The 20,737-nt window shown below is 27.7% G+C and carries 26 protein-coding genes and 1 pseudogene; 10 read left to right on the top strand and 17 right to left on the bottom strand.

What is annotated here, in order from left to right:
* Positions 1 to 28 precede the first annotated feature (28 nt).
* The 5 genes from CLCT_RS01940 to CLCT_RS01960 are packed head-to-tail and all read left to right on the top strand — an operon-like array spanning position 29 to position 4,617.
* Positions 29 to 289 (top strand): hypothetical protein, encoded by a 261-nt coding sequence (locus tag CLCT_RS01940; protein WP_148308367.1) that lies wholly within the window; start codon positions 29 to 31, stop codon positions 287 to 289.
* Positions 261 to 1,652 (top strand): pilus (MSHA type) biogenesis protein MshL, encoded by a 1,392-nt coding sequence (gene mshL / locus CLCT_RS01945; protein WP_149062098.1) that lies wholly within the window; start codon positions 261 to 263, stop codon positions 1,650 to 1,652. Before CLCT_RS01940 ends, mshL begins: the two co-directional genes overlap by 29 nt.
* Positions 1,633 to 1,962: a transformation system, membrane protein CtsX gene (locus CLCT_RS01950; RefSeq protein ID WP_052239429.1), complete on the top strand. Its 330-nt coding sequence runs from the start codon at positions 1,633 to 1,635 to the stop codon at positions 1,960 to 1,962. The genes mshL and CLCT_RS01950 overlap by 20 nt, the downstream gene beginning before the upstream one ends.
* A complete protein-coding gene (locus CLCT_RS01955; RefSeq protein ID WP_149062099.1) occupies positions 1,955 to 3,460 on the top strand; it encodes a GspE/PulE family protein in 1,506 nt (501 codons plus the stop codon). Before CLCT_RS01950 ends, CLCT_RS01955 begins: the two co-directional genes overlap by 8 nt.
* A complete protein-coding gene (locus CLCT_RS01960) occupies positions 3,457 to 4,617 on the top strand; it encodes a type II secretion system F family protein (RefSeq protein WP_149062100.1) in 1,161 nt (386 codons plus the stop codon). The genes CLCT_RS01955 and CLCT_RS01960 overlap by 4 nt, the downstream gene beginning before the upstream one ends.
* Here CLCT_RS01960 and CLCT_RS01965 read toward each other — a convergent pair.
* Genes CLCT_RS01965 through CLCT_RS02015 form a run of 11 tightly spaced genes read right to left on the bottom strand, consistent with a single transcriptional unit; the run spans position 4,614 to position 12,535 of the window.
* The gene (locus tag CLCT_RS01965; protein WP_149062101.1) at positions 4,614 to 5,366 is read right to left on the bottom strand and encodes a TSUP family transporter; all 753 of its coding nucleotides are present in this window, start codon (positions 5,364 to 5,366) and stop codon (positions 4,614 to 4,616) included. The genes CLCT_RS01960 and CLCT_RS01965 overlap by 4 nt on opposite strands.
* On the bottom strand, positions 5,351 to 6,100 hold the full coding sequence (locus CLCT_RS01970; RefSeq protein WP_149062102.1) for a TIGR02757 family protein: 750 nt from the start codon (positions 6,098 to 6,100) through the stop codon (positions 5,351 to 5,353). The genes CLCT_RS01965 and CLCT_RS01970 overlap by 16 nt, the downstream gene beginning before the upstream one ends.
* The gene (flgK, locus tag CLCT_RS01975) at positions 6,100 to 7,929 is read right to left on the bottom strand and encodes a flagellar hook-associated protein FlgK (RefSeq protein ID WP_149062103.1); all 1,830 of its coding nucleotides are present in this window, start codon (positions 7,927 to 7,929) and stop codon (positions 6,100 to 6,102) included. The genes CLCT_RS01970 and flgK overlap by 1 nt, the downstream gene beginning before the upstream one ends.
* 10 nt (positions 7,930 to 7,939) lie before the next feature.
* Positions 7,940 to 8,374: a flagellar protein FlgN gene (locus CLCT_RS01980; protein WP_039668088.1), complete on the bottom strand. Its 435-nt coding sequence runs from the start codon at positions 8,372 to 8,374 to the stop codon at positions 7,940 to 7,942.
* A 43-nt stretch (positions 8,375 to 8,417) separates the two neighbouring features.
* Complete coding sequence (locus CLCT_RS01985) at positions 8,418 to 8,624, bottom strand: hypothetical protein (RefSeq protein WP_039668089.1); 207 nt, start codon at positions 8,622 to 8,624, stop codon at positions 8,418 to 8,420.
* A 60-nt stretch (positions 8,625 to 8,684) separates the two neighbouring features.
* Positions 8,685 to 9,050 (bottom strand): rod-binding protein, encoded by a 366-nt coding sequence (locus tag CLCT_RS01990; RefSeq protein WP_039668090.1) that lies wholly within the window; start codon positions 9,048 to 9,050, stop codon positions 8,685 to 8,687.
* Positions 9,050 to 10,096 (bottom strand): flagellar basal body P-ring protein FlgI, encoded by a 1,047-nt coding sequence (locus CLCT_RS01995; RefSeq protein ID WP_039668091.1) that lies wholly within the window; start codon positions 10,094 to 10,096, stop codon positions 9,050 to 9,052. The genes CLCT_RS01990 and CLCT_RS01995 overlap by 1 nt, the downstream gene beginning before the upstream one ends.
* Positions 10,097 to 10,153: 57 nt before the next feature.
* Entirely contained in the window at positions 10,154 to 10,810 is a 657-nt protein-coding gene (locus CLCT_RS02000; RefSeq protein ID WP_039668092.1) for an RsmD family RNA methyltransferase, read from the bottom strand.
* Positions 10,803 to 11,198: a hypothetical protein gene (locus CLCT_RS02005; RefSeq protein WP_039668093.1), complete on the bottom strand. Its 396-nt coding sequence runs from the start codon at positions 11,196 to 11,198 to the stop codon at positions 10,803 to 10,805. The genes CLCT_RS02000 and CLCT_RS02005 overlap by 8 nt, the downstream gene beginning before the upstream one ends.
* Positions 11,182 to 11,886, bottom strand: coding sequence for an HdrB C-terminal domain-containing protein (locus CLCT_RS02010; protein WP_052239432.1), 705 nt, complete (start codon positions 11,884 to 11,886; stop codon positions 11,182 to 11,184). Before CLCT_RS02010 ends, CLCT_RS02005 begins: the two co-directional genes overlap by 17 nt.
* Positions 11,887 to 11,896: 10 nt before the next feature.
* The gene (locus CLCT_RS02015) at positions 11,897 to 12,535 is read right to left on the bottom strand and encodes a DUF5644 domain-containing protein (protein WP_149062104.1); all 639 of its coding nucleotides are present in this window, start codon (positions 12,533 to 12,535) and stop codon (positions 11,897 to 11,899) included.
* A 97-nt stretch (positions 12,536 to 12,632) separates the two neighbouring features.
* On the opposite strand from CLCT_RS02015, the gene CLCT_RS02020 reads away from it, so the two are divergent.
* The 5 genes from CLCT_RS02020 to fldA all read left to right on the top strand — a co-directional run bounded on the left by CLCT_RS02020 (position 12,633) and on the right by fldA (position 16,147).
* The gene (locus CLCT_RS02020; RefSeq protein ID WP_149062105.1) at positions 12,633 to 13,454 is read left to right on the top strand and encodes a thiamine-phosphate kinase; all 822 of its coding nucleotides are present in this window, start codon (positions 12,633 to 12,635) and stop codon (positions 13,452 to 13,454) included.
* A complete protein-coding gene (gene truD, locus CLCT_RS02025; protein ID WP_149062771.1) occupies positions 13,423 to 14,556 on the top strand; it encodes a tRNA pseudouridine(13) synthase TruD in 1,134 nt (377 codons plus the stop codon). Before CLCT_RS02020 ends, truD begins: the two co-directional genes overlap by 32 nt.
* A gap of 86 nt (positions 14,557 to 14,642) precedes the next feature.
* Positions 14,643 to 14,960, top strand: a complete 318-nt coding sequence (locus tag CLCT_RS02030) for a DUF2325 domain-containing protein (RefSeq protein ID WP_012661148.1) — start codon at positions 14,643 to 14,645, stop codon at positions 14,958 to 14,960.
* Positions 14,961 to 14,963: 3 nt separating this feature from the next.
* A complete protein-coding gene (locus CLCT_RS02035; protein WP_149062106.1) occupies positions 14,964 to 15,656 on the top strand; it encodes a hypothetical protein in 693 nt (230 codons plus the stop codon).
* Complete coding sequence (fldA, locus tag CLCT_RS02040; RefSeq protein WP_039668096.1) at positions 15,656 to 16,147, top strand: flavodoxin FldA; 492 nt, start codon at positions 15,656 to 15,658, stop codon at positions 16,145 to 16,147. Before CLCT_RS02035 ends, fldA begins: the two co-directional genes overlap by 1 nt.
* 30 nt (positions 16,148 to 16,177) lie before the next feature.
* Here fldA and CLCT_RS07820 read toward each other — a convergent pair whose 3' ends face one another.
* The 6 genes and pseudogenes from CLCT_RS07820 to CLCT_RS02065 form a co-directional block, all read right to left on the bottom strand.
* The gene (locus tag CLCT_RS07820; RefSeq protein WP_394349070.1) at positions 16,178 to 17,293 is read right to left on the bottom strand and encodes a methyl-accepting chemotaxis protein; all 1,116 of its coding nucleotides are present in this window, start codon (positions 17,291 to 17,293) and stop codon (positions 16,178 to 16,180) included.
* A 171-nt stretch (positions 17,294 to 17,464) separates the two neighbouring features.
* Positions 17,465 to 18,175 (bottom strand): annotated as a pseudogene (locus tag CLCT_RS07825) (cache domain-containing protein); the annotation flags it as partial.
* Between the two features lie 134 nt (positions 18,176 to 18,309).
* Positions 18,310 to 18,717 (bottom strand): pyridoxine 5'-phosphate oxidase family protein, encoded by a 408-nt coding sequence (locus tag CLCT_RS02050; RefSeq protein WP_039668098.1) that lies wholly within the window; start codon positions 18,715 to 18,717, stop codon positions 18,310 to 18,312.
* On the bottom strand, positions 18,710 to 19,420 hold the full coding sequence (locus CLCT_RS02055; RefSeq protein WP_149062108.1) for an EI24 domain-containing protein: 711 nt from the start codon (positions 19,418 to 19,420) through the stop codon (positions 18,710 to 18,712). Before CLCT_RS02055 ends, CLCT_RS02050 begins: the two co-directional genes overlap by 8 nt.
* Positions 19,417 to 20,109 carry a dUTPase gene (gene dut / locus CLCT_RS02060; RefSeq protein WP_039668100.1) on the bottom strand — a complete coding sequence of 231 codons (693 nt, stop codon included), beginning with the start codon at positions 20,107 to 20,109 and terminating at the stop codon, positions 19,417 to 19,419. Before dut ends, CLCT_RS02055 begins: the two co-directional genes overlap by 4 nt.
* Positions 20,110 to 20,122: 13 nt before the next feature.
* A complete protein-coding gene (locus CLCT_RS02065; RefSeq protein ID WP_149062109.1) occupies positions 20,123 to 20,668 on the bottom strand; it encodes an ATP-binding protein in 546 nt (181 codons plus the stop codon).
* Positions 20,669 to 20,737 lie beyond the last annotated feature (69 nt).

Consider the following 20,737-nt stretch of genomic DNA (forward strand, 5'->3'; position numbering starts at 1 on the left):
TAGCGCTTTTGGCACTAAGTATCCATTTTTGAATCAAGACTGCAGTAATATTGATTTTTCTTTGATTCAAGATCCTTTTTTTCAAAAGACTACAAATATAAAATCTGATTTTTCTTTGCAAGCTATCATTTCTAATAAAGTTAAAATTAATGATAAATGGTATGCTTTAAATGATGATATTGAAGATTTTAAGATTGTTGAGATTAAAAATTCTCAAGTTGTGTTAATAAAGGAAGAAAAAGTCATGGTTTTAAAATTGTATGAAAAAAATAATATTTTTATTTATTAGTATTTTAACTTTTACAAATGTTTTTGCATTACAGTGTCATCAACGCTTTTTTGATATAAGTGTAGAAAATAAAACTTCTTTGATTGAAATTTTAAATGAACTTGGTAGAGAATGTGGTTTTAGCATTATAATAAAAGATTCATTAGCTAGAGAAAAGTTAAATCATACTCAAAACTATCTGCACATAAGAAAAATGTCTTTAAGAGAAATTTTTAAACTTTTATTGATGGAAAATAATCTTGCTTATGAGTATGAAAAAAATATTTTAAAAATTTATGGAAGACAAGTTAAAACTTTTAAAGTTCATTATATAAGTTCTATTAGAGAAGGGCAAAGTATTACTAAAGCTTCAGTGGATTCAAGACCTAAACAGGGTGATTATGATAGTGCTAAAGAAGCAGATAATTTAGTCATTAGTACAGATAAATTTGATTTTTGGGAAAAAATTTCAGAAGAAATACAAGCTTTATTAGATGAAAATACAACTAAACCTATTATTAATACTAATGCAGGAATTATCACTTTAAATGCTACTTTGTATGAGCTTGCAAGAGTTGAAAAATATTTAAAAGATCTAAATAAAAGACTTAAAAAACAAGTTTTAATTGATGTAAGTATAGTTGCAGTACATTTAAATAAAAGTCATTCAAGTGGGATTAACTGGCAAGAGCTTGCTTTTAAACTTAATGGAGATGATAATGATTTTATAATCAATAAAGGCGGTATTAAAAATATTAATCTTAAAGCTAATGTTGAAACTAAGGCTATTTTAAATTTATTACAAGAAAATGGCAAAACTACTGTACTTTCTAACCCAAAACTTATGGCACTTAATAATCAGCAAGCTATTATTTCCATAGGCGATACGATTAATTATCAAGTAAAAGAAAGCTCTAAAGGTACTGAAAATGGTACAACTATTAGTGAAACTTATAATAATTATTCTATTTTTGTAGGAATTTTACTAAATATTTTGCCAGAAATTTCAGATGATCATAAAATCATGCTTAGGATTAATCCTAGTTTGAGTGATTTTAAATATAGTGTTGATAATCATAGACAAAATAAACCAAGAAATATAGCACCAGATACTATACAAAAAAAGCTTTCTACTGTAGTTGAAGTTGATGATGGACAAACTTTAATTTTGGGTGGATTGATTAGTAAAAATACGATTAGTAACCATAATGAAGTAAGTGCTTTATCTAAAATACCACTTTTTGGCGCTTTGTTTCAAGGAAAGCAAAATTTGGAAGATATTAGTGAAATAGTTTTTATCATCAAGCCAAGTTTAATAAGAGCTGATAAAAAAGTATTAAGTTTGAAAGAATTAGGTTTTGAACATGAAGATGATATGTTTTAATTTTTTAATTTGTTTGTCTTTTTTAAATGCAATGAACATTCAAAATGAAAGTTTTGAGCAAAATGTATTCTATGAAAAATTTATTAATTATCCAAGTTATGAAAATGCTTTAAATTTGGCTAAATTTTTTTATCAAATAAAAGATTATCAAAAGGCTGTTTTTTGGGCTATTGAGGCAAATGAATTTGAGTTGTTGGAAAAAGAGGCATGGCTAGTTTTTATCAATGCTAAATTAAAACTTGGAAAGTATGAAGATGCTTTAAGGGCTAAAGAAGAGTATGAGAAACTTTTAGGAAATTATTTTGAATGATGCAAAAGTAATAAAAGAACTTTCTTTGCAAGAATTAGCTTTGGAGTACAAATTAGAAATTTTAGACTTAAATCAAACTCTTAAAATAGAAAAATATCTCCATGTTTTACCTTTTTCTTTAATAGAACAATATAATATTTTTTGTTTTTATGAAGATGATGAAAATATTCATATAGCTTCTTTAAAACCTTTAGATGAGAGTATTTTAGAAAAAATACAAAATTTATACCGCTTAAAGGTTATTAAAATTTTTCTTTGCGATGTTACACAATTTAAATTCTTACTAGAAAAGATTAAATTTTTAATTTGTTTTCAAAACTATCTTGATAAATTAGAGCTTAATTTAAAAAGTGATGAAAATAAAGATGAGTTTTTATTAGAGCAGTTTTTGAATTTAATTTTAACTTATGCTTGTTTTTTAAGAGCAAGTGATATTCACTTGGAGCCTTTGGAAAATGAAGTTTTGATAAGATTTAGAATAGATGGAGAATTAAAATATATCCATAGTCTTGATATGGATTCTTATCAGGCTTTATTAATACATATAAAAATCATTGCCTTGCTTAATGTGGCCGAACAAAGACAAGCTCAAGATGGGAGTTTTTCTAAAATAATCTTAGAGCAAAAGTATGACTTTAGAATTTCAATTATGCCTTTGTTATTTGGGCAAAGTGTGGTGCTTAGGATTTTAAAACAAGATGAGCATGTTTTAAAACTTGATAGACTTTTTATTAAAGAAGAAAATTTAATCTGTTTAAAAAAATACATGAACGCACCTTATGGTTTGATTTTATTTTGTGGGCCAACAGGGAGTGGTAAAAGCACTTTTATGCATGCCATTTTAAACGAGTTTGATCAAAATAAAAAAATCATTACTCTAGAAGATCCTATAGAATATAAACTTAAACATGCTCAGCAAATTTTGTTAAATTCTAAAACCGGTTTTGATTTTCATAAAGCTTTAAGAGCAGTTTTGAGGCAAGATCCTGATGTGATTATGGTGGGTGAAATCAGAGATGAGGAGAGTTTGGATATAGTTTTAAAAGCTTCTTTAAGTGGACATTTAGTTTTAAGTACCCTGCATACTAATGGTGCTATAGAAGCTATTTTTAGAATGAAACATATGGGTGCAAAAGAATATTTAATAGCTTATGCGCTTAATTTGATCATAGCCCAACGTTTGGTGAGAAAATTATGTGAATGTAAAGAAGCTAGTGATGAAAAATTTCATTTTCAAAATCAAGTTTTTGAAGGAAAATTTTATAAAGCAAAGGGTTGTGCTAAGTGTATGTATAGTGGATATAAAGGGCGTTTAATGGTGGCTGAGTTTTTATTTTTGGATCGTAATTTAAAAAGTATGATAGAAAATAATGCAAATTATGAAAATATTTTAACATATGCTTTAAAAAAAGGCTTTTTGACTTTAGGTGTGGATGCTTTGGAAAAAGTTAAGCTTGGTTTAACAAGTGTAGATGAGCTAAGAAAGATTGGTTTTTGAAAAAATTTATTATTTTTTATACTTTAAACAAAGGGCAAAAGCAATGCATAATTAAAGCCAAAAATCTATATGAAGCCAGAAATTTTGCACAAAAATCATTTGAAAATATAATTGGCGTTGAAGAATACTTTGGAGCAACAAAACATAAAATTAAAGAAGAAGAGCTTATTTTTATCCTTAAAGATTTAAGTATGGTTTTAAAAGCAGGATTAAGTTTACAAGAGGCTATTTTAGAATTTGCAAGATCAAATCATGATGCGTACGTAGCTAAAATATTTAGTGTGATTTATAATAAACTCAAAAATGGAAGCTCTTATAATGAAGCTTTTAGAGGTGTTTTAAATTCTAGAGAATGTGCTGTTTTAAAAATTTGTGACGGTAAGGAGGATTTATATAAGGCTTTCGAGATTATCATTAATCTAAAAGAGAAAAACCTTCATAATTTTAAGCAGTTTAAAAAATCTATAACTTATCCACTTTTTGTTTTTACATGTATTATTTTAGCTTTTTTTATACTAATGATTTTGGTTTTGCCTGAGTTTAAAACTTTATTTTTGCAACTTGAATTAGATTTACCAAAAATCACTCAAATTCTTTTTGTTTTAGGAGATTTTTTTAAACATTTTTATGTATTTATTTTATTAGGTATGGGAATTTTTATAATGCTTGCTTACTCTTTTAGAAAGTCTTTGTTTTTTCATAAAATTCTTTTTTATTCTCCTATTTTTGGAAAGATAATATTTTATCAAGATAAATTTTGTTTTTTCTTAATTTTTTCATATTTATTGAAAGCAGGGGTGGATATAAAAAGAGCTTTTGAGCTTGCTTGTGAAGGTATAGAAAATCAATTTTTTAAAAACAAAATGTTTATTATAAAGACCTCATTTGAATCAGGACTTGATTTAGATCAAGCTTTTTTCAAAATAAAGCTTTTTGAATCTTTTGCGATAAGAATGTTAAATTTAGCTTTAAAAAGTTCTAAATTAGATGAAAGTACTTATGAACTTGCTTTATTTTATGAACATAAAAAAGAAAATTACACTCAAAGACTTTTAAGTGTTTTAGAGCCTTTGATGACAATTTTTGTGGCGAGTTTGATTTTAGTTTTAGCCTTGGGTGTATTTTTACCTATGTGGCAAATTAGTCAAGGAATTTAAGCAAGATAATCATAAGCAACCTTAGCTATAGTTAAAGCAACCATGGTTAAAAAAAGTTTTTTGATAAAAGTTCCTTGTGTTTTTAAGACTAGTTTTGAGCCTGCAAAGGCTCCTAAAACTTGGCCTATACCCATTAAAATACCAACTTTCCAAAGTACTTCATAAGAGTATAAAAACACCCCTAAAGCTACTACATTGCTAGTGAAATTTAAGATTTTAGTATTAATGCTTGCATTTTTCATACTAAAACCAAGAAATATTACACAAGCAAAAATCCAAAAAGATCCAGTTCCAGGCCCTAAAAAGCCATCATAAAAGCCAAGCAATAAACCAAAAGTGATTTGAAAGCTTGTAGTACTCATTTTCGCTTCATTATGAACATTTCCTAAATTAGGCTTAAAAATAGTATAAAGAAAAACTAAAGCTAGGCATATTAGCACAATGATTTTAACAGCGTTTTGATTTATTAGTAAAACTGCATAAGTACCAATAACAGCTCCAATTGCGGTAAATAAAATACCTAAAGCAATTTTTTCTATATTCATATGTTTTCTATAAGATAAAACTGCAGTAAGTGAGCCAAAAGTGCTTTGAAGTTTATTGGTAGCTAAGGCTAAATGAGGAGGGATCCCACAAGCAAATAAAGCAGGTATAGTAATAAGTCCACCGCCACCTACAATCGCATCAACACAGCCTGCAAAAGCAGCAACAAAAAATAAAATCACATAATAAGTTAATTCAAGCTCCATAAGCTTTCCTTGTTTTGTCCGATTCTATATAGAGCAAAATCATATTTTATAGGATCTTGTGGATCAAATTTTTTAAGACTTTGAGTAAGCTCTAAAACACTTTTAAAATCATAAATCTTACGCTTTAAAAGCTTAAGTTTTAATGAAACTTTATGAGTATGAGTATCTAATGGTATGAGTAAATCTTTTTTATCGATATTTTTAAACAAGCCCAAATCAAGCTCATCTTTTCTTACCATCCACCTAAGATACATATTGTACCTTTTTAAAGGACCTTTTGGAGTTTTAAATTCTTTTGAAAAGAAAAATTCATAACCATAGCTTTTATAAGGATTAAGCTTATAAATTGTTTCTATAAAATCTTTTATTGCATGTGTGATGTTTTGCTCTTTTTGATAAGTTTTGGTGAAAATATTTTCTATACTATCTTCATTTTTTAAGCGTTTGAGTGTGATAAAAATTTGAGCTATATCTTGAGAGTTTTGAAAGCGGTATTTTAGATATTTACATTCTTTTTTAATAATTTCATCGTTTCTTTCAAGCAAGGAAAAATCAAGTTTTTTTAAAAAATTTACAATATTTTTAGCATTTCCATAGGCAAATAAAGCGCAAAGTAAAGCTATGGTTTCATCTTTATAAACACTTGCAATTTGTAAAGGATCAGGATGAAAGAAAAGCTCTTTTTGAGTATTTTTACTTAAAATAGCCTCATCTAAAAGAGCTTTAATTTGCATTAAGATTTTAAACCAAGTAAGGTTTCAAGCATTTGATCAACAGTAGTTACGATTTTAGCTGCAGCACCATAACTTGCTTGATATTGTATAAGCGCTGCTAATTCTTCGTTAGTATTTACGCCACTTTTTGATTGGTATTCTGCATAGGCTGTGTTAAATACTGTCATATTAGTTGCATGTGCAAAACCATTACTTTCAGCATTTGATGCGATTTGACCTGTAAATTTTCTATAATATCCATCTAAAGTCATAGTATCAACTGTGCCATCTTTATTATAAAAATTTACTTTTTGATTTTGAAGTTGTAACATAGCGTTAGCTATATCGTTATTTCCATCAACCCCATTTGAACTTGCTTTTAAGCTATTAGGATCATTTCTAATACTTGAATTTACATTGATATTGTTTGCATCTTGGCCATTGAAAAATGAAGATACATTTAAAGCACCAGGAAAATTTGTGCCATTATCTTTAAAAGCTATTTTATAACCTTTTTTTAGGCTATTAATTTGAAAATTTCCACTATCGCTTTTTCCATCATAGTGATAAAAGGCTTGAAAATAATCATTTAAATCATTATCAGGTTTTCCGTCATGGTTATCATCTATATCCGCATTGATTTGTTTTACAACATCTTCTATGGTGGTGTTAATATCTATTTTTATGGTTCTAGTAGCGACAGGATCGCCTTTTTCATTATAAACTGTGATGTTAAAACTTCCTGCTTGAATATTTTTATCATAATTCATCAAAGAAGTATCGGGTTTTAGGCTTTTTAAATCATCTGAATTTACTTTATCAGTTGCTGCTTGAGCATAGACATTATTAGTTTGAGTTATAAGTGTTTTTGTAAAAGTATTGAGCATGTCTTTATACTCTTGTAATATTCCATCGCTATAAGTATCATGATTACCATCGTAATTTCTACCTCTAAGGTCAAGTTGGGCTCCAAGTTGTCCGCCTGAAATTTTACTAGTTAGGTCATAGCGATTTTCATCATTAACTTCATAATAAATTTGATAAAATCCATTAGGATTATTATCATCTAGTTTTAAGGGGTGGAAGCTAGAGCCGTTTACTATACTAAAACCTTGAATACTTAAATCATAATATCTTCCAGAATCAGTCATAGTGGATTCTAACGTACTATCTTGAGAGCTTTTGCCTTTCCAAGCTACTGCGTCAACTAACTTTGAAAGCCTAAGTTCAAGTTCATCTCTTCTATCTCTTAGTTGATTGGCATTATCAGTTGGTAAAACTTCTTCGTTTTCAAGTTGTTTATTGATATTTGCAATTTCTTGACCAATATTATTGATCTCATCTACAGTTTGTCTGATTTGTTCATTGACGGTTTGTTGCATTTTATTAAGATCTTGCAAAGTTTTTTGTATATTTTGAGTTAATACATTTGCACTATTAACAAGATCTATTTTACTTGCTCCATCACTTGGATTAGAAGCAAAGTTGTTCCATGCATCATAATAATTTTTATAATCTTGTAAAATACCAGTTCCTTGCATATCAGGAAATCTTTGACTTGCTTCTTGTAAAATTTGCCCCAAATAATTTGTGTAGTTTTGCTGAGTGGTGGCATTTTTTAATTCATAGTAAGAATGTTCATCGTGTAATCTTTTTATGGTGTCAATTTGTGTACCTGTTCCTAGATGCAAACCACCTCTATCAAGAGACATGCTTGAGCTTTGTACAGCTCTTTGTCTAGTGTAAAATACAGCATCTGCATTAGCAATATTATTACCTGTTGTGTTAATTTGAAGCTCAGCGGCTCTTATGCCACTAACTCCAGTATATAAGCTATCAAAAATTCCCATGACTTAGCCTTTAAACATTAATCTTAAACAATGAATCTGGAATAGTTTTATTGTCTCCATAAGCATTATTTGTTCCATTTTGTTCAAACATTACATTTAAAAGATTGTCGTAAAAATTTTTAATAATAAGAGCTAGTTTGGCGTATTCTTTATTTTTTTGGTGTAAGGTGTTTAAATTTTGCTTTAAAAGAGCAAGTTTTTCTTTATCTTCATCATCTAAAAGCTCATCTAAGCCTTTATTGTTTCCTTGGTTGCTAAGTTCTACTAAAGCCTTGTCAAGATTTTTTTTAGCAATTTGAAAATCACTTATAAGTTTAGTTTTTTCCTCAACACTTTTACTTACATGTTTATGATTAGCAGCTTGAATTTGTGCTATATCTTCTAAAGTAAGATTGATGAGTTTTTCTAAAATAGAATTTGTTTCATCTAAATATTGTTTAACCATTTTTTATCCTTTCTTAGGCTGCAAACCCAAAAAAGGATAAAAATTATAATAAAGAATCTGCTATTGCTTTAGAAGTGGCTTGTAGGTTGATTTTATACTCACCATTTTTAATTTGAGAAGCAATTAAAGATGCTTTACTTTCTTCTGTCTTTTGAGTTTCTTTTGCCTTGTTGTTTTCTTTATTTTCTGTTTTATTTATATCATTAGTAGCAACTTGAGCTACATAACTTTGATGTATAGGGTTTATCATTTTAAGCCTCCAGTTCTATTGAAAAACTCTAAGAACTATATCGACACTTAAAAAAATAACTTAACCCCTTTCTTTTAAATAATCAAATAATAATTTTGAAAAACCTAACCCCCCGCTTAATGCTTTACTCATGGTATCATTATACATAGATGAATAAATTTCATCACTTGCATCTTTTCCAAATAAAGAATTTTCTTGTTTTAAAGAAATATCCAAAACACTTTTAACTAAAAAAGCTTCAAAAGCATCAGTTTGTTCTTTTAAAGCTTTATCTTCGTCGTTTAATGCCTGTATATGAGTTAAATCATTTTTAAAAGCACTATCTGCATAATTTTTAGCAGCCTTGTAGCTATTGTTGTGTTTAGTAATACTTTCATAAAGTTCGCTACTATAGTTTTTGTTCGCTAAATAATTATCAATTCTCATTATATTACCTCTAATTCAGCGCTGATAGCACCAGCTCTTTTTAGATTTTGCATAATAGCTATGATATCATTTGGTGCTGCTCCAAGTTTATTTAGCATTCTAGCTATGTTTGCTACTGTTGTTTTATTGTTCGTGATTTTTAAAGTATTAGATACTGGATCTAAAATACCACCATCTTTCATATCGATTTCATTTTGTCCTAAAGCTACGGTATTATTTGGATCGATTTTTATAGTGATATCTTTATGAGTAATTAATATAGGTTCAACTTCTATATTTACTCCTGCTACTATAGTTCCAGTTCTTTCATCAATGATCACTTTGCTTTCTGGAGTATAAGCTATATCTTGTTCTAATACTCTTGCCATAAACTCAACATGAGAAAATTCTTCAGGTTTTGTTAATTTTATAGTTCTAGAATCCAAAGCTTTTGCTATATCTGTATCAAAAATAGCATTTAAAACTCTTTCTATATTATTAGCTGTTTTAAAATCTGCTTCTTTTAGGCTTAAAATTAAATCTTCGCTTTGACTAAAATTTTGAGGAATTTCTCTTTCTACTACTGCACCATTAATAACATTTGCTGAGGTTGAGTGTGTTCCTGCTGCACCCGGTCTTGGACTAAGTCCACCTATAGCTAAAGAGCCTTGAGCTACTGCATAAATTTCTCCATCAACTCCTTTTAAAGCTGTCATAAGCAAGGTTCCACCTTGTAAAGATTTAGCATCACCTAAAGAAGCTACACTTACATCAAGTTTATCGCCACTTCTTGCAAAAGCAGGAAGTTTTGCTGTAACCATTACCGCCGCTGTATTTTTTGATTTTATATCGCCTGGGCTAATTTTTACATTCATACCTTGAAGCATATTTGAAATAGATTGTAGAGTAAATTCGCTACTTGTACCATCTCCGCTTCCATTTAAGCCAACAACCAAACCATATCCTATAAGTTGGTTATCTCTAACACCTACTACATTGGTAAGTTCTTTAATAGTAGCTGCAAAAACGCTTAGGCTTAGCACTAAGTTCAAAAATAATATTCTCATCGATTCTTCCTTTAATCTATGCTATTTTCATAAATTAAAGCAAAAAAGGTTCCAAATTTATATAAAGGAGTAAAAACTTAGAGTAGTTGAACCGAATTTTTTTTCTTTTGTTTTTTTGTAATTTTGTATTTTAGCTGGAGTTTTAAAAGTGCTGTGATGTTCTATGATGATGATTTTAACATTTGAATTTTTTATATTTTCTATCAATTTTAAAGTTTTTTCATAAATATCAAAAAAACCTTCTCTAATATCAAAGGGCGGATCAAGATATAAAATAATATCTTCTTTGGAATTTTGAATAATTTGAGGGGTTTTTTTAAAAGTATCATCATTAAAGCAAATGGTGTTTTGATCAATATTGGAAGTGTTTTTTAAAGCGATTTCATAAGCTTTTTTATCTTTTTCTATCGCATAACTTTTTAAACAACCATTACTTCTTGCTTCTAATGCCATTAAAGCACTTCCTCCAAAGGCTTCTATGAAAACCTTATCTTGTAAAGAAAAACGCAAAACATTAAAAACACAAGATTTTACTATACTTTTGGTGCTTCTTGTGGTATCTAGATTAGGAAGTAAAATTTTTTTACCTTTATAGATTCCACTTTCTATGGTGGTGTAAATTTTTTGAGCTTGTTTTTTTGAGCTTGTTTTTTTATCTTCTTTGTAATTTTTTAAAAAATCTTTTACGCTTTGATATTCTTGTGTTTTATGCATTATTATTTTCTTCTTTGATAAGATTTTTCAACTCTGTTTTGTAAAGATCAAATATCGCATCGATTTTTTCATGACTTTCTTGACGTAGTTGCTCTAAAATAGCTTCACATTTTTGATTCATAAGTTTTTTCTCACGCATGGCTATTTTATAAGCAATACTTTGCAAACTTGCATTGAAATCGTTTAGAGCGTTAAGCAGTTCCTCTATATTAAAAGGATGAGATAAAAAATTTGATTTTTTATTAATGATAAATTGTGGTTTTTGCGTGTTGATTTTTTCATCACAGACTAAAAAATCACAATCTTTTTTTAAAACTAAAAAATCCTTCAAAGTGATTTCTAAAGTTTTTTCTAAAATTAAATCCTTGCATTCAAGAGCGATTTTCATTGACTAAACTCACTTTTAATTTGTGTTTTTTTAAAGTGTATGGTACTATACCTAGAGCTAAATTTGCAAGCTCTGCAAAGCTTAAAATATAAAAATCTTCAAAATTTCTATTTGAAATAGCTTGTAATTCTTTATAGCATTTATCAAACATATAAAAAGAATAAAAATTTTCAACTACTAAAAAATCACAACCATTATCATAAGCATCTAATACAACAGAAGCTGCGCATTTGTATGCTAATTGGGTGTTTAAACTTAAAAAACTATAGCCACAACTTTTGTATTTTCTTTCAAAATCTATCACATTTGCTTTAAGCATTTTGGCAAGCTCTAAAGAGCATCTTGCATCTGAAAATCCCTGATATACACCTATATTAAATTGCTCAAAAAAATGTTTAATGTATTCTTGTTTAAGATGATCTAAAAAAATCTTTGGAGCATATTGGATTTTTTCAATTTTACTCATAATTTCATAAGAGCTGTATTCGCAAGCTAAAATATTATCTTCATCCATCATTCTAGAATATTCATCTAAGATATCTTTTGGATCATAATCAATAATAAAATAATTTTTACCTAAAGGCTTTTCGCATAATGTGCCTTGAACTCCAACTTTATCTAAAGCATCTTTGATAATATCAAAATAACAAAATAAATCATTATTGCTATTAGTGTAGATTTTATACATTATTCATTCCTTAAAAAATACTTCTTGCAAGGCCTGATTTTACAAGCATAACTTTTAATTCTTTAATATAAGATTCATAATCAAGCTCATTTGAAGAAATAAAATTTTTAAATTTTGTGTGATAATAAATTCCTTTTTCTTCATCTGCGACTAATTTTAAAAATTGAGGTGCTTTTTCTGGATATTTAAGTAGCATTTTATAAGCAAATATAAAAAAGCTATCGCCAAGATATTCAGGTAAAAATTCCCTAACTTCGCTTGTATAATATAAAAAATCATATTGTTTATAAAGCTCTATATCGTGTATATCAATAAGTCCTTTAAAAAGTTCGAGTTTTTCCAAAAAATCACTTTTATCCATGATTAAATCTTTGGTCGCTCTTTTAGTATCAAGTGGTTCTATGGTAAGTTCTTTACCAAATCTTTCTATGATATTATTTAAATCTCTTCTTTGTCTGATTGTAACTTGATTGACTTTAATACAACTTTCCGGGTTTTCTTCAAAATCAAAATATATGTCATCTTTTTTAATTTGACTTAAAACATCATAAATACTTTTAAAATTTTTACTATCATAAACATAAGGTTTATAATAAGCTAAATAATCACTATCTTTATCAAAACGAAAAATTTTTAAAGTTATTTGCATATTTTATCCTTGGTATTATTTTTCATTATATACATTTTAAACTTATAAAAATTTGATTATTATATAAAATTAAAAGCTTTTTGTATAAAATATTCACATGGATAAAGAAAAATTTATTATCAATGCCTTTGCTAATTCTATCAATGGAGATGATGGGGCAATTATCGATGGATATTGTTATTCTAAAGATTTATTTTGCGAAGACGTGCATTTTAAACGTTCTTGGATGAGTTTAGAGCAAGTTGGTGCAAAGGCTATGCTTGTTAATATTTCTGATGCAATTGCTATGAATGCTACACCAAAATACGCTCTTTTAGGGCTTTCTTTACCAAAATGTTTAGAAATGAAACAAGTTAAAGCTTTGCAAAAAGGATTGCTAGATAGTGCAAAAGAATTTGGAGTGCAAATTATAGGTGGAGATACCATAGCGGATAATAAAATCAATATTAGCATAACTATTATTTCTAAGGTAAATAAAAGGGCTATTTTTAGAAAAGATTTGAAAAAAGGAGATTTGCTTGCTTTTAGTGGGAAATTAGGCGAGAGTTTAAAAGGTTTAAATATATTATTTCGCGGTGGAAAATTGCATTCTAAACATCGTTTTATAAAACCAAATTTGAGACAAAAATTTTTTTATGATATAGCAAAAAAAGTTAGAGTGAGTATGGATATTTCAGATGGTTTAAACAAAGACTTATCAAGAATATTGTTTCAAAATCAACTTAGTGCAAAATTTTTTAAAAAATTAGATAAATTTAGCTTAAATAGTGCAGAAGAATATGAAATTTTGTTTGCTTTTGATAAAAAACATAAAGCATTTATACAAAATATGGCAAAAAAACATAGAGTTAAACTGAATATTTTTGCAAAAACAACAACAGGAAGGTATAAATTTTATGGAAGAGAACATCATTTTTAAACCCTTATATACTTTAAAACATAGTCCAATAAATGTACATTTTTCAAAAAATAGTAATGATTTTGTAGTAAGAGAAAAGCCTTTATATGAATTTAGCGGCAAAGGCGAACATTTAATTTTACATATACAAAAAAAAGATCTTAGCACTAGTGAGGCTTTGAGAATTTTAAGTGAGCAAAGCGGTGTCAAAATGAAAGATTTTGGCTATAGTGGCTTAAAAGATAAACAAGGTTTAACTTTTCAATATATTTCTATGCCTAAAAAATTTGAAGAGAGTTTAAAAAAATTTAAACATGATAAGATGAAAATTTTAGAAACTTTTTATCATGATAATAAACTTAGAATAGGGCATTTAAAAGGAAACTCATTTTTTATAAGATTAAAAAAAGTTTCAAAAGTAGATGCTTTAAAAATAGAACAAGCTTTTAAAAACATCCAAGAACAAGGTTTTGCTAATTATTTTGGATATCAGCGTTTTGGAAAATTTCAAGACAATTTTTCACAAGGACTAGAAATTTTAAAAGGCAAAAAAATCAAAAATAAAAAAATGCAAGAATTTTTAATTTCTGCCTTTCAAAGCGAACTTTTTAATAGATATTTGAGCAAAAGGGTGGAATTGTCACATTTTATTAATGACTTTAGTGAAAAAGAAATAAAACAAATTTATAATTTAGAAAAAGAAGAAATCAAAAGTTTAAAAAATCAAAAGCAGTTTTTTAAACTTTTAAAGGGTGAAGTTTTAGGACATTATCCTTTTGGTAAATGTTTTATATGTGAAGATTTACTAAGTGAAGTAGAAAGATTTAATCAAAAAGATATTAGCACAATGGGTCTTTTAATAGGCTCTAAAGCTTATGAATCAAATGAAGGTCTAGCTAAAAAATTAGAAGATGAGATTTTTTCTTTTGCATATGAGTTTAAAAATAAAATGCAAGGTTCAAGACGCTTTATGTGGTCTTATTTACAAGATTGCAAAAGTTATTATGATGAAGAAAAAGCTCATTTTACTTTGGAGTTTTTCTTGCAAAAAGGCTCGTATGCCACAGTGATTTTAGAAGAAATTTTACATACAGATATCTTTGAACAAACTCATAATATATAATTTAAAAATTGATATTGAGTATCAGTAAAAATTTATCTTTTATAAAATATAATAACAATTATCATTTTTATAAAAAGGAAAACTCAATGTCAGTTTTGGTTATCGGAGCAGATGAAATAACCCCAATAAAAGCAGTTTTGACAAACCTAGGTGCAAAAAGCATAGAGCATTGGGATGCTAGAAATGAAAATAGGGTAAATAGAAAACCCATTCCACAAAATACCGAATGTATAGTTATGCTTACTAGTTTTTTAAATCATAATACTATGAAAAAAATTAAAACAGAGGCAAAAAAACGCAATATACCTTTAGTTTGTGCTAAACGCAGTGTAAGTTGCGTGTATTGTGAATACTGTAAGGTTTTTGGACTTGATCAAACCTATGAGTGCGCAAAGAAGGCTTAGTGTATGTTTGGATTTAATGAAAAAGAGGATTTTATACCTAAAATATTTAGAGATTTAGAACAAAAAAGTATTAATTATATTTTTTTAAATTTATATAATTCTTTAGTCGAAGATGATCTAAAAATACCTTATATCTATGCAAAAAAAGCTGACTGTTTAAGAAATATTTTTGAGTTAAAAATTCAAAATATGAGCATAGAAAAGACTTTGAGATTTAGCAAAATAAAACAATTTTGTCCATATTCTCATAAAATCATCAAAGCTTATAAAGAAGGAAAATTAAATCAAATACAATTTGAAGCAAAGATGCCAAAATATGCTTTAGCTAAATTAATACAAAATGTGTTTTTATCACCTAGTTTTACCTTGCCTTTGCAAGTTGCTTTTGAGGCTTTTGTGTATGATAAAATTTGCAAAAGCAATACCAAATCCAAAGTAAAGATTTATAAAAATATCATTATCATTAATGAAAAAATGGCAGTCATGCCTTTATTTTGTAAAGATAGTGATAAAGATATAGAGCTTGCTTTGCAATTTATAAAAGATAATTCTTTTGAAAGATTTTATATTGTGTATCCAAGAAATAAAAATTTCACTCAATATGAAGAAATAAGATATTTTTTATGCGAAAATAATAAAACTTTGCTAAAATTAGTTCCCTATACTATTAATAATCAAATTTTAAGGAGATGTTAATGTCAATAGCAGTAATTTATGGTAGTTCAATGGGTAATACCGAAGGTGCGGCAAACATGATCGCTCAAAAATTAGGAATTTCAGATGTATTAAATATCGCAGATATTGATGCAGAGAAAATTAATTCTTATGATAAATTAATTTGCGGAACTTCTACTTGGGGAAGTGGTGATTTTCAAGATGATTGGGATGGTTTTGATTTTTCAGCTTTAAATCTTAGCGGTAAAACTGTTGCGGTTTTTGGTATGGGAGATAGTGAAAGCTATTCAGACACATATTGCAGTGCCATGGGAAAACTTGCTCAAGCTTTAAAAACAGCAGGTGCAAATTTGGTAGGTGCTGTTTCTACAGGTGGTTATACTTTTGAATCAAGTGAAGCCGTAGAAGGTGATAAGTTTGTAGGACTAGCATTAGATAATGATAATCATGAGGATTTAACAGAAAGTAGAATTGATGCTTGGTTAGAGCAAATCAAACCTTCTTTTTCTTAAAAATTAGATGCCTTTTAGGCATCTTTATGTTTAAAATTTTCTTTTTTTAGTTTCACTTAGCATATCTTGTGCTAAAGAATCTACTTCATTTGCAATAGCATTAGTCTGCATAGCTGTTTGAGAGTTTTGTTGTGTGAGTTTTTCTATAGTAGCTACTGATTCATTAATTTGACTAATATCATCCGCCTCTTCTTTTATGGCTTCACCCATTTCATTAATAGATTGAACTAAGATATTAGTATTAGCTTCTATTTCACCTAAAGACTTTTGAGTTCTTTCTGCTAGGTTTCTAACTTCATCAGCAACAACAGCAAAGCCACGTCCATGTTCACCTGCACGTGCTGCTTCAATAGCTGCATTTAATGCAAGTAGATTAATTTGATCTGCTATATCTGAAATTACTGTAGTTACATTTTTGATATCATTGCTTTGTTTTACTACATCTTGTGTTTTAATGGAAATTTCACTCATAGCCGAGTTCATTTGTTCTAAAGCTCTTGCACTTTCTTGCAGTGATGAGGTTTGATGTGTAGCATCATTTGTAAGTTCTTGCATGCTTTGTTTGAGTGCTTCGGCCTTTTGTTTGAGTAATTCTCCTTGGTGAAGTGATTGTGTAAGCATGTTTTTTATTTCATCTCCAAGAGAATTTATAGCTTTTTCAATATCGCCTTTTGGCGCATTAATAGTAGCTGTAAAATCTAAGTGTTTGTAACTATCAAATACAGCTAAAATTTCATTTAAATTACTACCAATTTTTCTTTGCAAAGTTAAAAGCATATTATTTAGTACTTTCATTAATTCTTGAATTTGAGGATTGTTAGCATGAGAACTAATATGTAAATCAAGCTCACCTGCTTCTATTTTTTTAGCAATATTGACAGATTCTTCAATGGCTTTTGCATCTTTGTTTAGAGCTTCTTTAATGATCTCAATGTTTTCGTTAATTTCTTCTGCCATTTTTCCAAATTCATCTTGAGTTTTAAGTTTAATAGGATAAGAGTGAGAATCTTTGTGATTTAAATAATTAAAAAAATTATGTAATCCCGATGAAATGATTGCAATTGGTTTAAGATTGTAAGAAATAATCATTCTAATAAAAATCAAAGTGATAAAAATAGCAATCAAGGAAATAATAATTTGTTCCATTAATGTTTGTTTAGCTGCATCATTGTAAAAATCATAATCAGCTATAGAACAGATAACATATTTTGGATTAATTCCGCCATTGCAAATTAAAGCTCTAGTTTCATTTTCTTTTGTTTGAATTTTAAAAATATCTTTTGAAAGACTTCTATTTACACCTTCTGGTGTTTTAAGATAATATGCAACAATATCTTTACTTGTATTGGTTGAGGTTAAAATTTTAGAAGGATCAGTGTGAAAAAGATAGGTTCCATCATGAGCTAAAACAGCAGCATGTGAATAAGGTGTTTTACCTATAGCTAAAACTTCTTCTGAGAATTTTTTTAAATCATAATCAGCCGCAACTACACCTATAACTTCACCATTTTCTATAATAGGATTGGCATAAGAAATAGTAGGTTTTTTCATACTAGAAGATATATAGGGTTCTGTGACAATTAACTCTTTTTTTTCTTTGGCTTCTTTATACCATCCTCTAGTTCTAGGATCATATCCGCTTTCTGGAGTTTGGTTGTTGCCATTTGATCTAAACATAGAACCATCTTCAAATCCTACATAAGTTAAGTCAAAGCCTAAAGAATCTCCTATAGATTTTAACAAGCTAGTGTATTGTTTTGAATTTAGATTATGCTTATTTTCTTTGATATATTTTGTTAAAGAATTAATTATATTACGTCTATCACTTGCATATAAATCAAATCTTTTGCTTACATCAAAAGCAACTTTTTGCTGAAATTGAACTAACAAAGTATGGCTATTAGATTTTGATTTAATATAATTAAAAACACCTAAAACGCATAATAAAACTATAACAAAAATACAAACCAAAAAGGCAATTTTGTTGGAAAAATTACCTAGTAAATATTTTTTGGTAGATGAGAACATTTTTTCTCCTTGAAAAGTTAGAAATTTAAAGTTTTACTACTTATGGTAAATTATATGATTTTATTAAAAAAATATTTAAAAATTTATAAATAATATTAGGTTTTATTAAAAATACAATATATTTTAAAAGTATTTTAAATATAAAATTCTAATTTTTTGGAAAGTAAAATTTTATTATCAGTGTATTTTGTCCATTGTATATTTAAAGCGAAAATACAAGCTTGTGCAAGTTTTGCAAAGGGAAATTTTTTATAGTATATTCTTTCTTGCTCTTTGGTGGCTTTTTGAAAAAGAGCTTTGATTTGTACTCCTTTAATGAGATTAATAATGTCTGTATCTAGCGCTATATTAACTGCTACTTTAGGGGATTTATAGGCAAGTTGAATATGTTTGGTATGTTCTTCACTAGCAAAAATTAAAGCTAAATTTTTATCATCAAAAGCATAATAACAGCTTGCACAATATACTCCACCATCCTCATCAAGCATACTTAAATTTAAAAGTTTTTGTGAATGTATAAAATTTTTAATTCTTTCATCCATTGTTATTGGCTTTAAGTTTTAAAATTTTTTGATAACTTAAGTGAGTTAAGAATATTACATAAAATACTTGTAAAAATAAACCAAGTAAAGGTATGCTCGATAAAGCAAAAAAGACTAAAGTGATAATTTTAAAGTATAATGGTGATGAATTTTTATAAAAATCATCAAAATTATTTTTATCTAAGACATTACTTAATACATCTAGCAATAAAAGTTTGTGAAATAAATAATAAAATACTCCATAATAAATCACAATACTAACAAAAGGTATAATTAATAAGAAAGTAGCTACTACAAATAATACGCATGAGATGAGTAAAAATTTGAATGTTTTAAGTAAAATTTCTAAAGAATTTACTTCTCTTTGTATGAAATGATTGTAGTATTTTTGGTTGATTTTTTTGACTATATAAGGAGTTAAAAAGGAAATTATAAACATAGTAAAAAATACAGAGGCAAATACTACTATAAAAAATCCTCCTATAGCGCTTAAAAATGCAAGTGAAAATTGCACTATAGAAAAGCTAAAAAACCAAGCCATAAAAGAATCACTAACTACATCTTCAATATAAGAAAAAAATATATCATAACTATAATACACTAGTAGGGCAAAAATAACCAAGCTGATTAAAAAAGGCAAAGTTGAGAATTTTAAAAAAGGCTTACTAAGAAAATCTTGCAAGCTTAGGTATAGTATATTCATTTAATTTGCTTATAAGCATCTTGAAGTTTTTGATAGATTTCTTTATAATCTAGTGTTTCTTTTAAAATTTGATTTAAAACTTCGTTATCTTCTGTGCCATTCCAAGTTTTTTTATAAGCGCCTTCTTTGTAGCCGTTTTCTTGTCTGAATTGATTTAATATATTTTTTCCAATATAGGTTTTATAAAGCTCAAAGAAATTTAAACCACATTTTCTAGCTAAAACAAAATATGCACTCAAGAGTTCACCTAAATCATAATCAAAACCACTGCATTTATGGATAATAAGCTCAATATCATTTAAAATTCCATAGATATCTGCTTCATTTGGATTGGAAGTTTCTTTGCAAAAGTCATCAAAAAAAGTTACAGAAGAAACTTCTTCTGCTATGAAATTTTTATCATCTATTTGTTTTTCTTTGTACTCTTCTAAAATTAAACTTAAAATAAAATGCCATATATCTACTATTTCAATGCGCACATTGTCCCAGTTTGCAGGAGTGTGTATGCTTTTCCAATGTTTCCAAGCAAAAGAATCAATAAGCTCAGCACACTCCATATAAATACATCTTCTAAAACTAATTAATTTACCTTCTTTCGTATAGCCATTTTCCCATCCTATACCATTAGTGTCATCATTTAGTTTTTGCTGGAGTTCTAGCATGCTTTTTAAAATATCTTTTACTTCCATGTTCTTTCCTTTTTTAAGCATAAAATCCAAATTCTTTATTGTCCTCTTCTTTTTGTTCTTTTTGTTTGTTGTATTGTTCCCAAATTTCTTCTAGTAATTTAGTGCTATCTTGGAAAATTTGCTTTTTAATATCTTCAAGATTAGTTTTATTCATTTCTTTATTTAAACTCTTATCCATGGTATTAAATAACTCATGTAAAGTAGCTTTTTTATGTTCTTCATTTTTTGGTTCAGGTAAGGCGTCGCCAATTTTCATCGCAGTGGTAATGAGCTCTTTCGGTTTTAAAGTTCCAACTCTTGAGTTTTTCATAAATTCATCGATTTGAGGTTGTACTTTGGCTACTGCTTCTTTTATTTCTTCAATTTCTTCTTGTGAAAGTTTAGTTCCGCTATATGAAAATGAAAAACCAAATTGATTTCTTAAACTTAAAGATGCTGAATTTCCATCTTTATCTAATTTTGCTTCTTTTTTATCATACATAGAAAAAGAAAGATGATTGCCTTTTTTTGTTTTAATATCCATAGAAAAATTTTGAGAATTGTAGCTAGAAATTTGCATAGCTTTTCCTTTCAAGTAAAGATAAGGTTATATCGTCAAAATAACCAAATCTTGAATAAATTTGCAAAG

It is taken from the genome of Campylobacter lari subsp. concheus, from assembly GCF_008245025.1.
Taxonomy (GTDB): domain Bacteria; phylum Campylobacterota; class Campylobacteria; order Campylobacterales; family Campylobacteraceae; genus Campylobacter_D; species Campylobacter_D concheus.

What these genes read in the sequence shown, in the direction of transcription:
- CLCT_RS02020 (WP_149062105.1), top strand. Translation starts at nt 12,633, where the DNA reads ATGGATAAAGAAAAATTTATTATCAATGCCTTTGCTAATTCTATCAAT.
- CLCT_RS02030 (WP_012661148.1), top strand. Translation starts at nt 14,643, where the DNA reads ATGTCAGTTTTGGTTATCGGAGCAGATGAAATAACCCCAATAAAAGCA.
- mshL (WP_149062098.1), top strand. Translation starts at nt 261, where the DNA reads ATGAAAAAAATAATATTTTTATTTATTAGTATTTTAACTTTTACAAAT.
- CLCT_RS02010 (WP_052239432.1), bottom strand. Translation starts at nt 11,886, where the DNA reads ATGTATAAAATCTACACTAATAGCAATAATGATTTATTTTGTTATTTT.
- dut (WP_039668100.1), bottom strand. Translation starts at nt 20,109, where the DNA reads ATGGAAGTAAAAGATATTTTAAAAAGCATGCTAGAACTCCAGCAAAAA.
- CLCT_RS01950 (WP_052239429.1), top strand. Translation starts at nt 1,633, where the DNA reads ATGAAGATGATATGTTTTAATTTTTTAATTTGTTTGTCTTTTTTAAAT.
- CLCT_RS01995 (WP_039668091.1), bottom strand. Translation starts at nt 10,096, where the DNA reads ATGAGAATATTATTTTTGAACTTAGTGCTAAGCCTAAGCGTTTTTGCA.
- fldA (WP_039668096.1), top strand. Translation starts at nt 15,656, where the DNA reads ATGTCAATAGCAGTAATTTATGGTAGTTCAATGGGTAATACCGAAGGT.
- CLCT_RS02050 (WP_039668098.1), bottom strand. Translation starts at nt 18,717, where the DNA reads ATGGATGAAAGAATTAAAAATTTTATACATTCACAAAAACTTTTAAAT.
- CLCT_RS02035 (WP_149062106.1), top strand. Translation starts at nt 14,964, where the DNA reads ATGTTTGGATTTAATGAAAAAGAGGATTTTATACCTAAAATATTTAGA.
- CLCT_RS02065 (WP_149062109.1), bottom strand. Translation starts at nt 20,668, where the DNA reads ATGCAAATTTCTAGCTACAATTCTCAAAATTTTTCTATGGATATTAAA.
- CLCT_RS01990 (WP_039668090.1), bottom strand. Translation starts at nt 9,050, where the DNA reads ATGAGAATTGATAATTATTTAGCGAACAAAAACTATAGTAGCGAACTT.
- CLCT_RS02015 (WP_149062104.1), bottom strand. Translation starts at nt 12,535, where the DNA reads ATGCAAATAACTTTAAAAATTTTTCGTTTTGATAAAGATAGTGATTAT.
- CLCT_RS01970 (WP_149062102.1), bottom strand. Translation starts at nt 6,100, where the DNA reads ATGCAAATTAAAGCTCTTTTAGATGAGGCTATTTTAAGTAAAAATACT.
- CLCT_RS01980 (WP_039668088.1), bottom strand. Translation starts at nt 8,374, where the DNA reads ATGGTTAAACAATATTTAGATGAAACAAATTCTATTTTAGAAAAACTC.
- CLCT_RS02000 (WP_039668092.1), bottom strand. Translation starts at nt 10,810, where the DNA reads ATGCATAAAACACAAGAATATCAAAGCGTAAAAGATTTTTTAAAAAAT.
- flgK (WP_149062103.1), bottom strand. Translation starts at nt 7,929, where the DNA reads ATGGGAATTTTTGATAGCTTATATACTGGAGTTAGTGGCATAAGAGCC.
- CLCT_RS02055 (WP_149062108.1), bottom strand. Translation starts at nt 19,420, where the DNA reads ATGAATATACTATACCTAAGCTTGCAAGATTTTCTTAGTAAGCCTTTT.
- CLCT_RS01985 (WP_039668089.1), bottom strand. Translation starts at nt 8,624, where the DNA reads ATGATAAACCCTATACATCAAAGTTATGTAGCTCAAGTTGCTACTAAT.
- CLCT_RS02005 (WP_039668093.1), bottom strand. Translation starts at nt 11,198, where the DNA reads ATGAAAATCGCTCTTGAATGCAAGGATTTAATTTTAGAAAAAACTTTA.
- CLCT_RS07820 (WP_394349070.1), bottom strand. Translation starts at nt 17,293, where the DNA reads ATGGAACAAATTATTATTTCCTTGATTGCTATTTTTATCACTTTGATT.
- CLCT_RS01965 (WP_149062101.1), bottom strand. Translation starts at nt 5,366, where the DNA reads ATGGAGCTTGAATTAACTTATTATGTGATTTTATTTTTTGTTGCTGCT.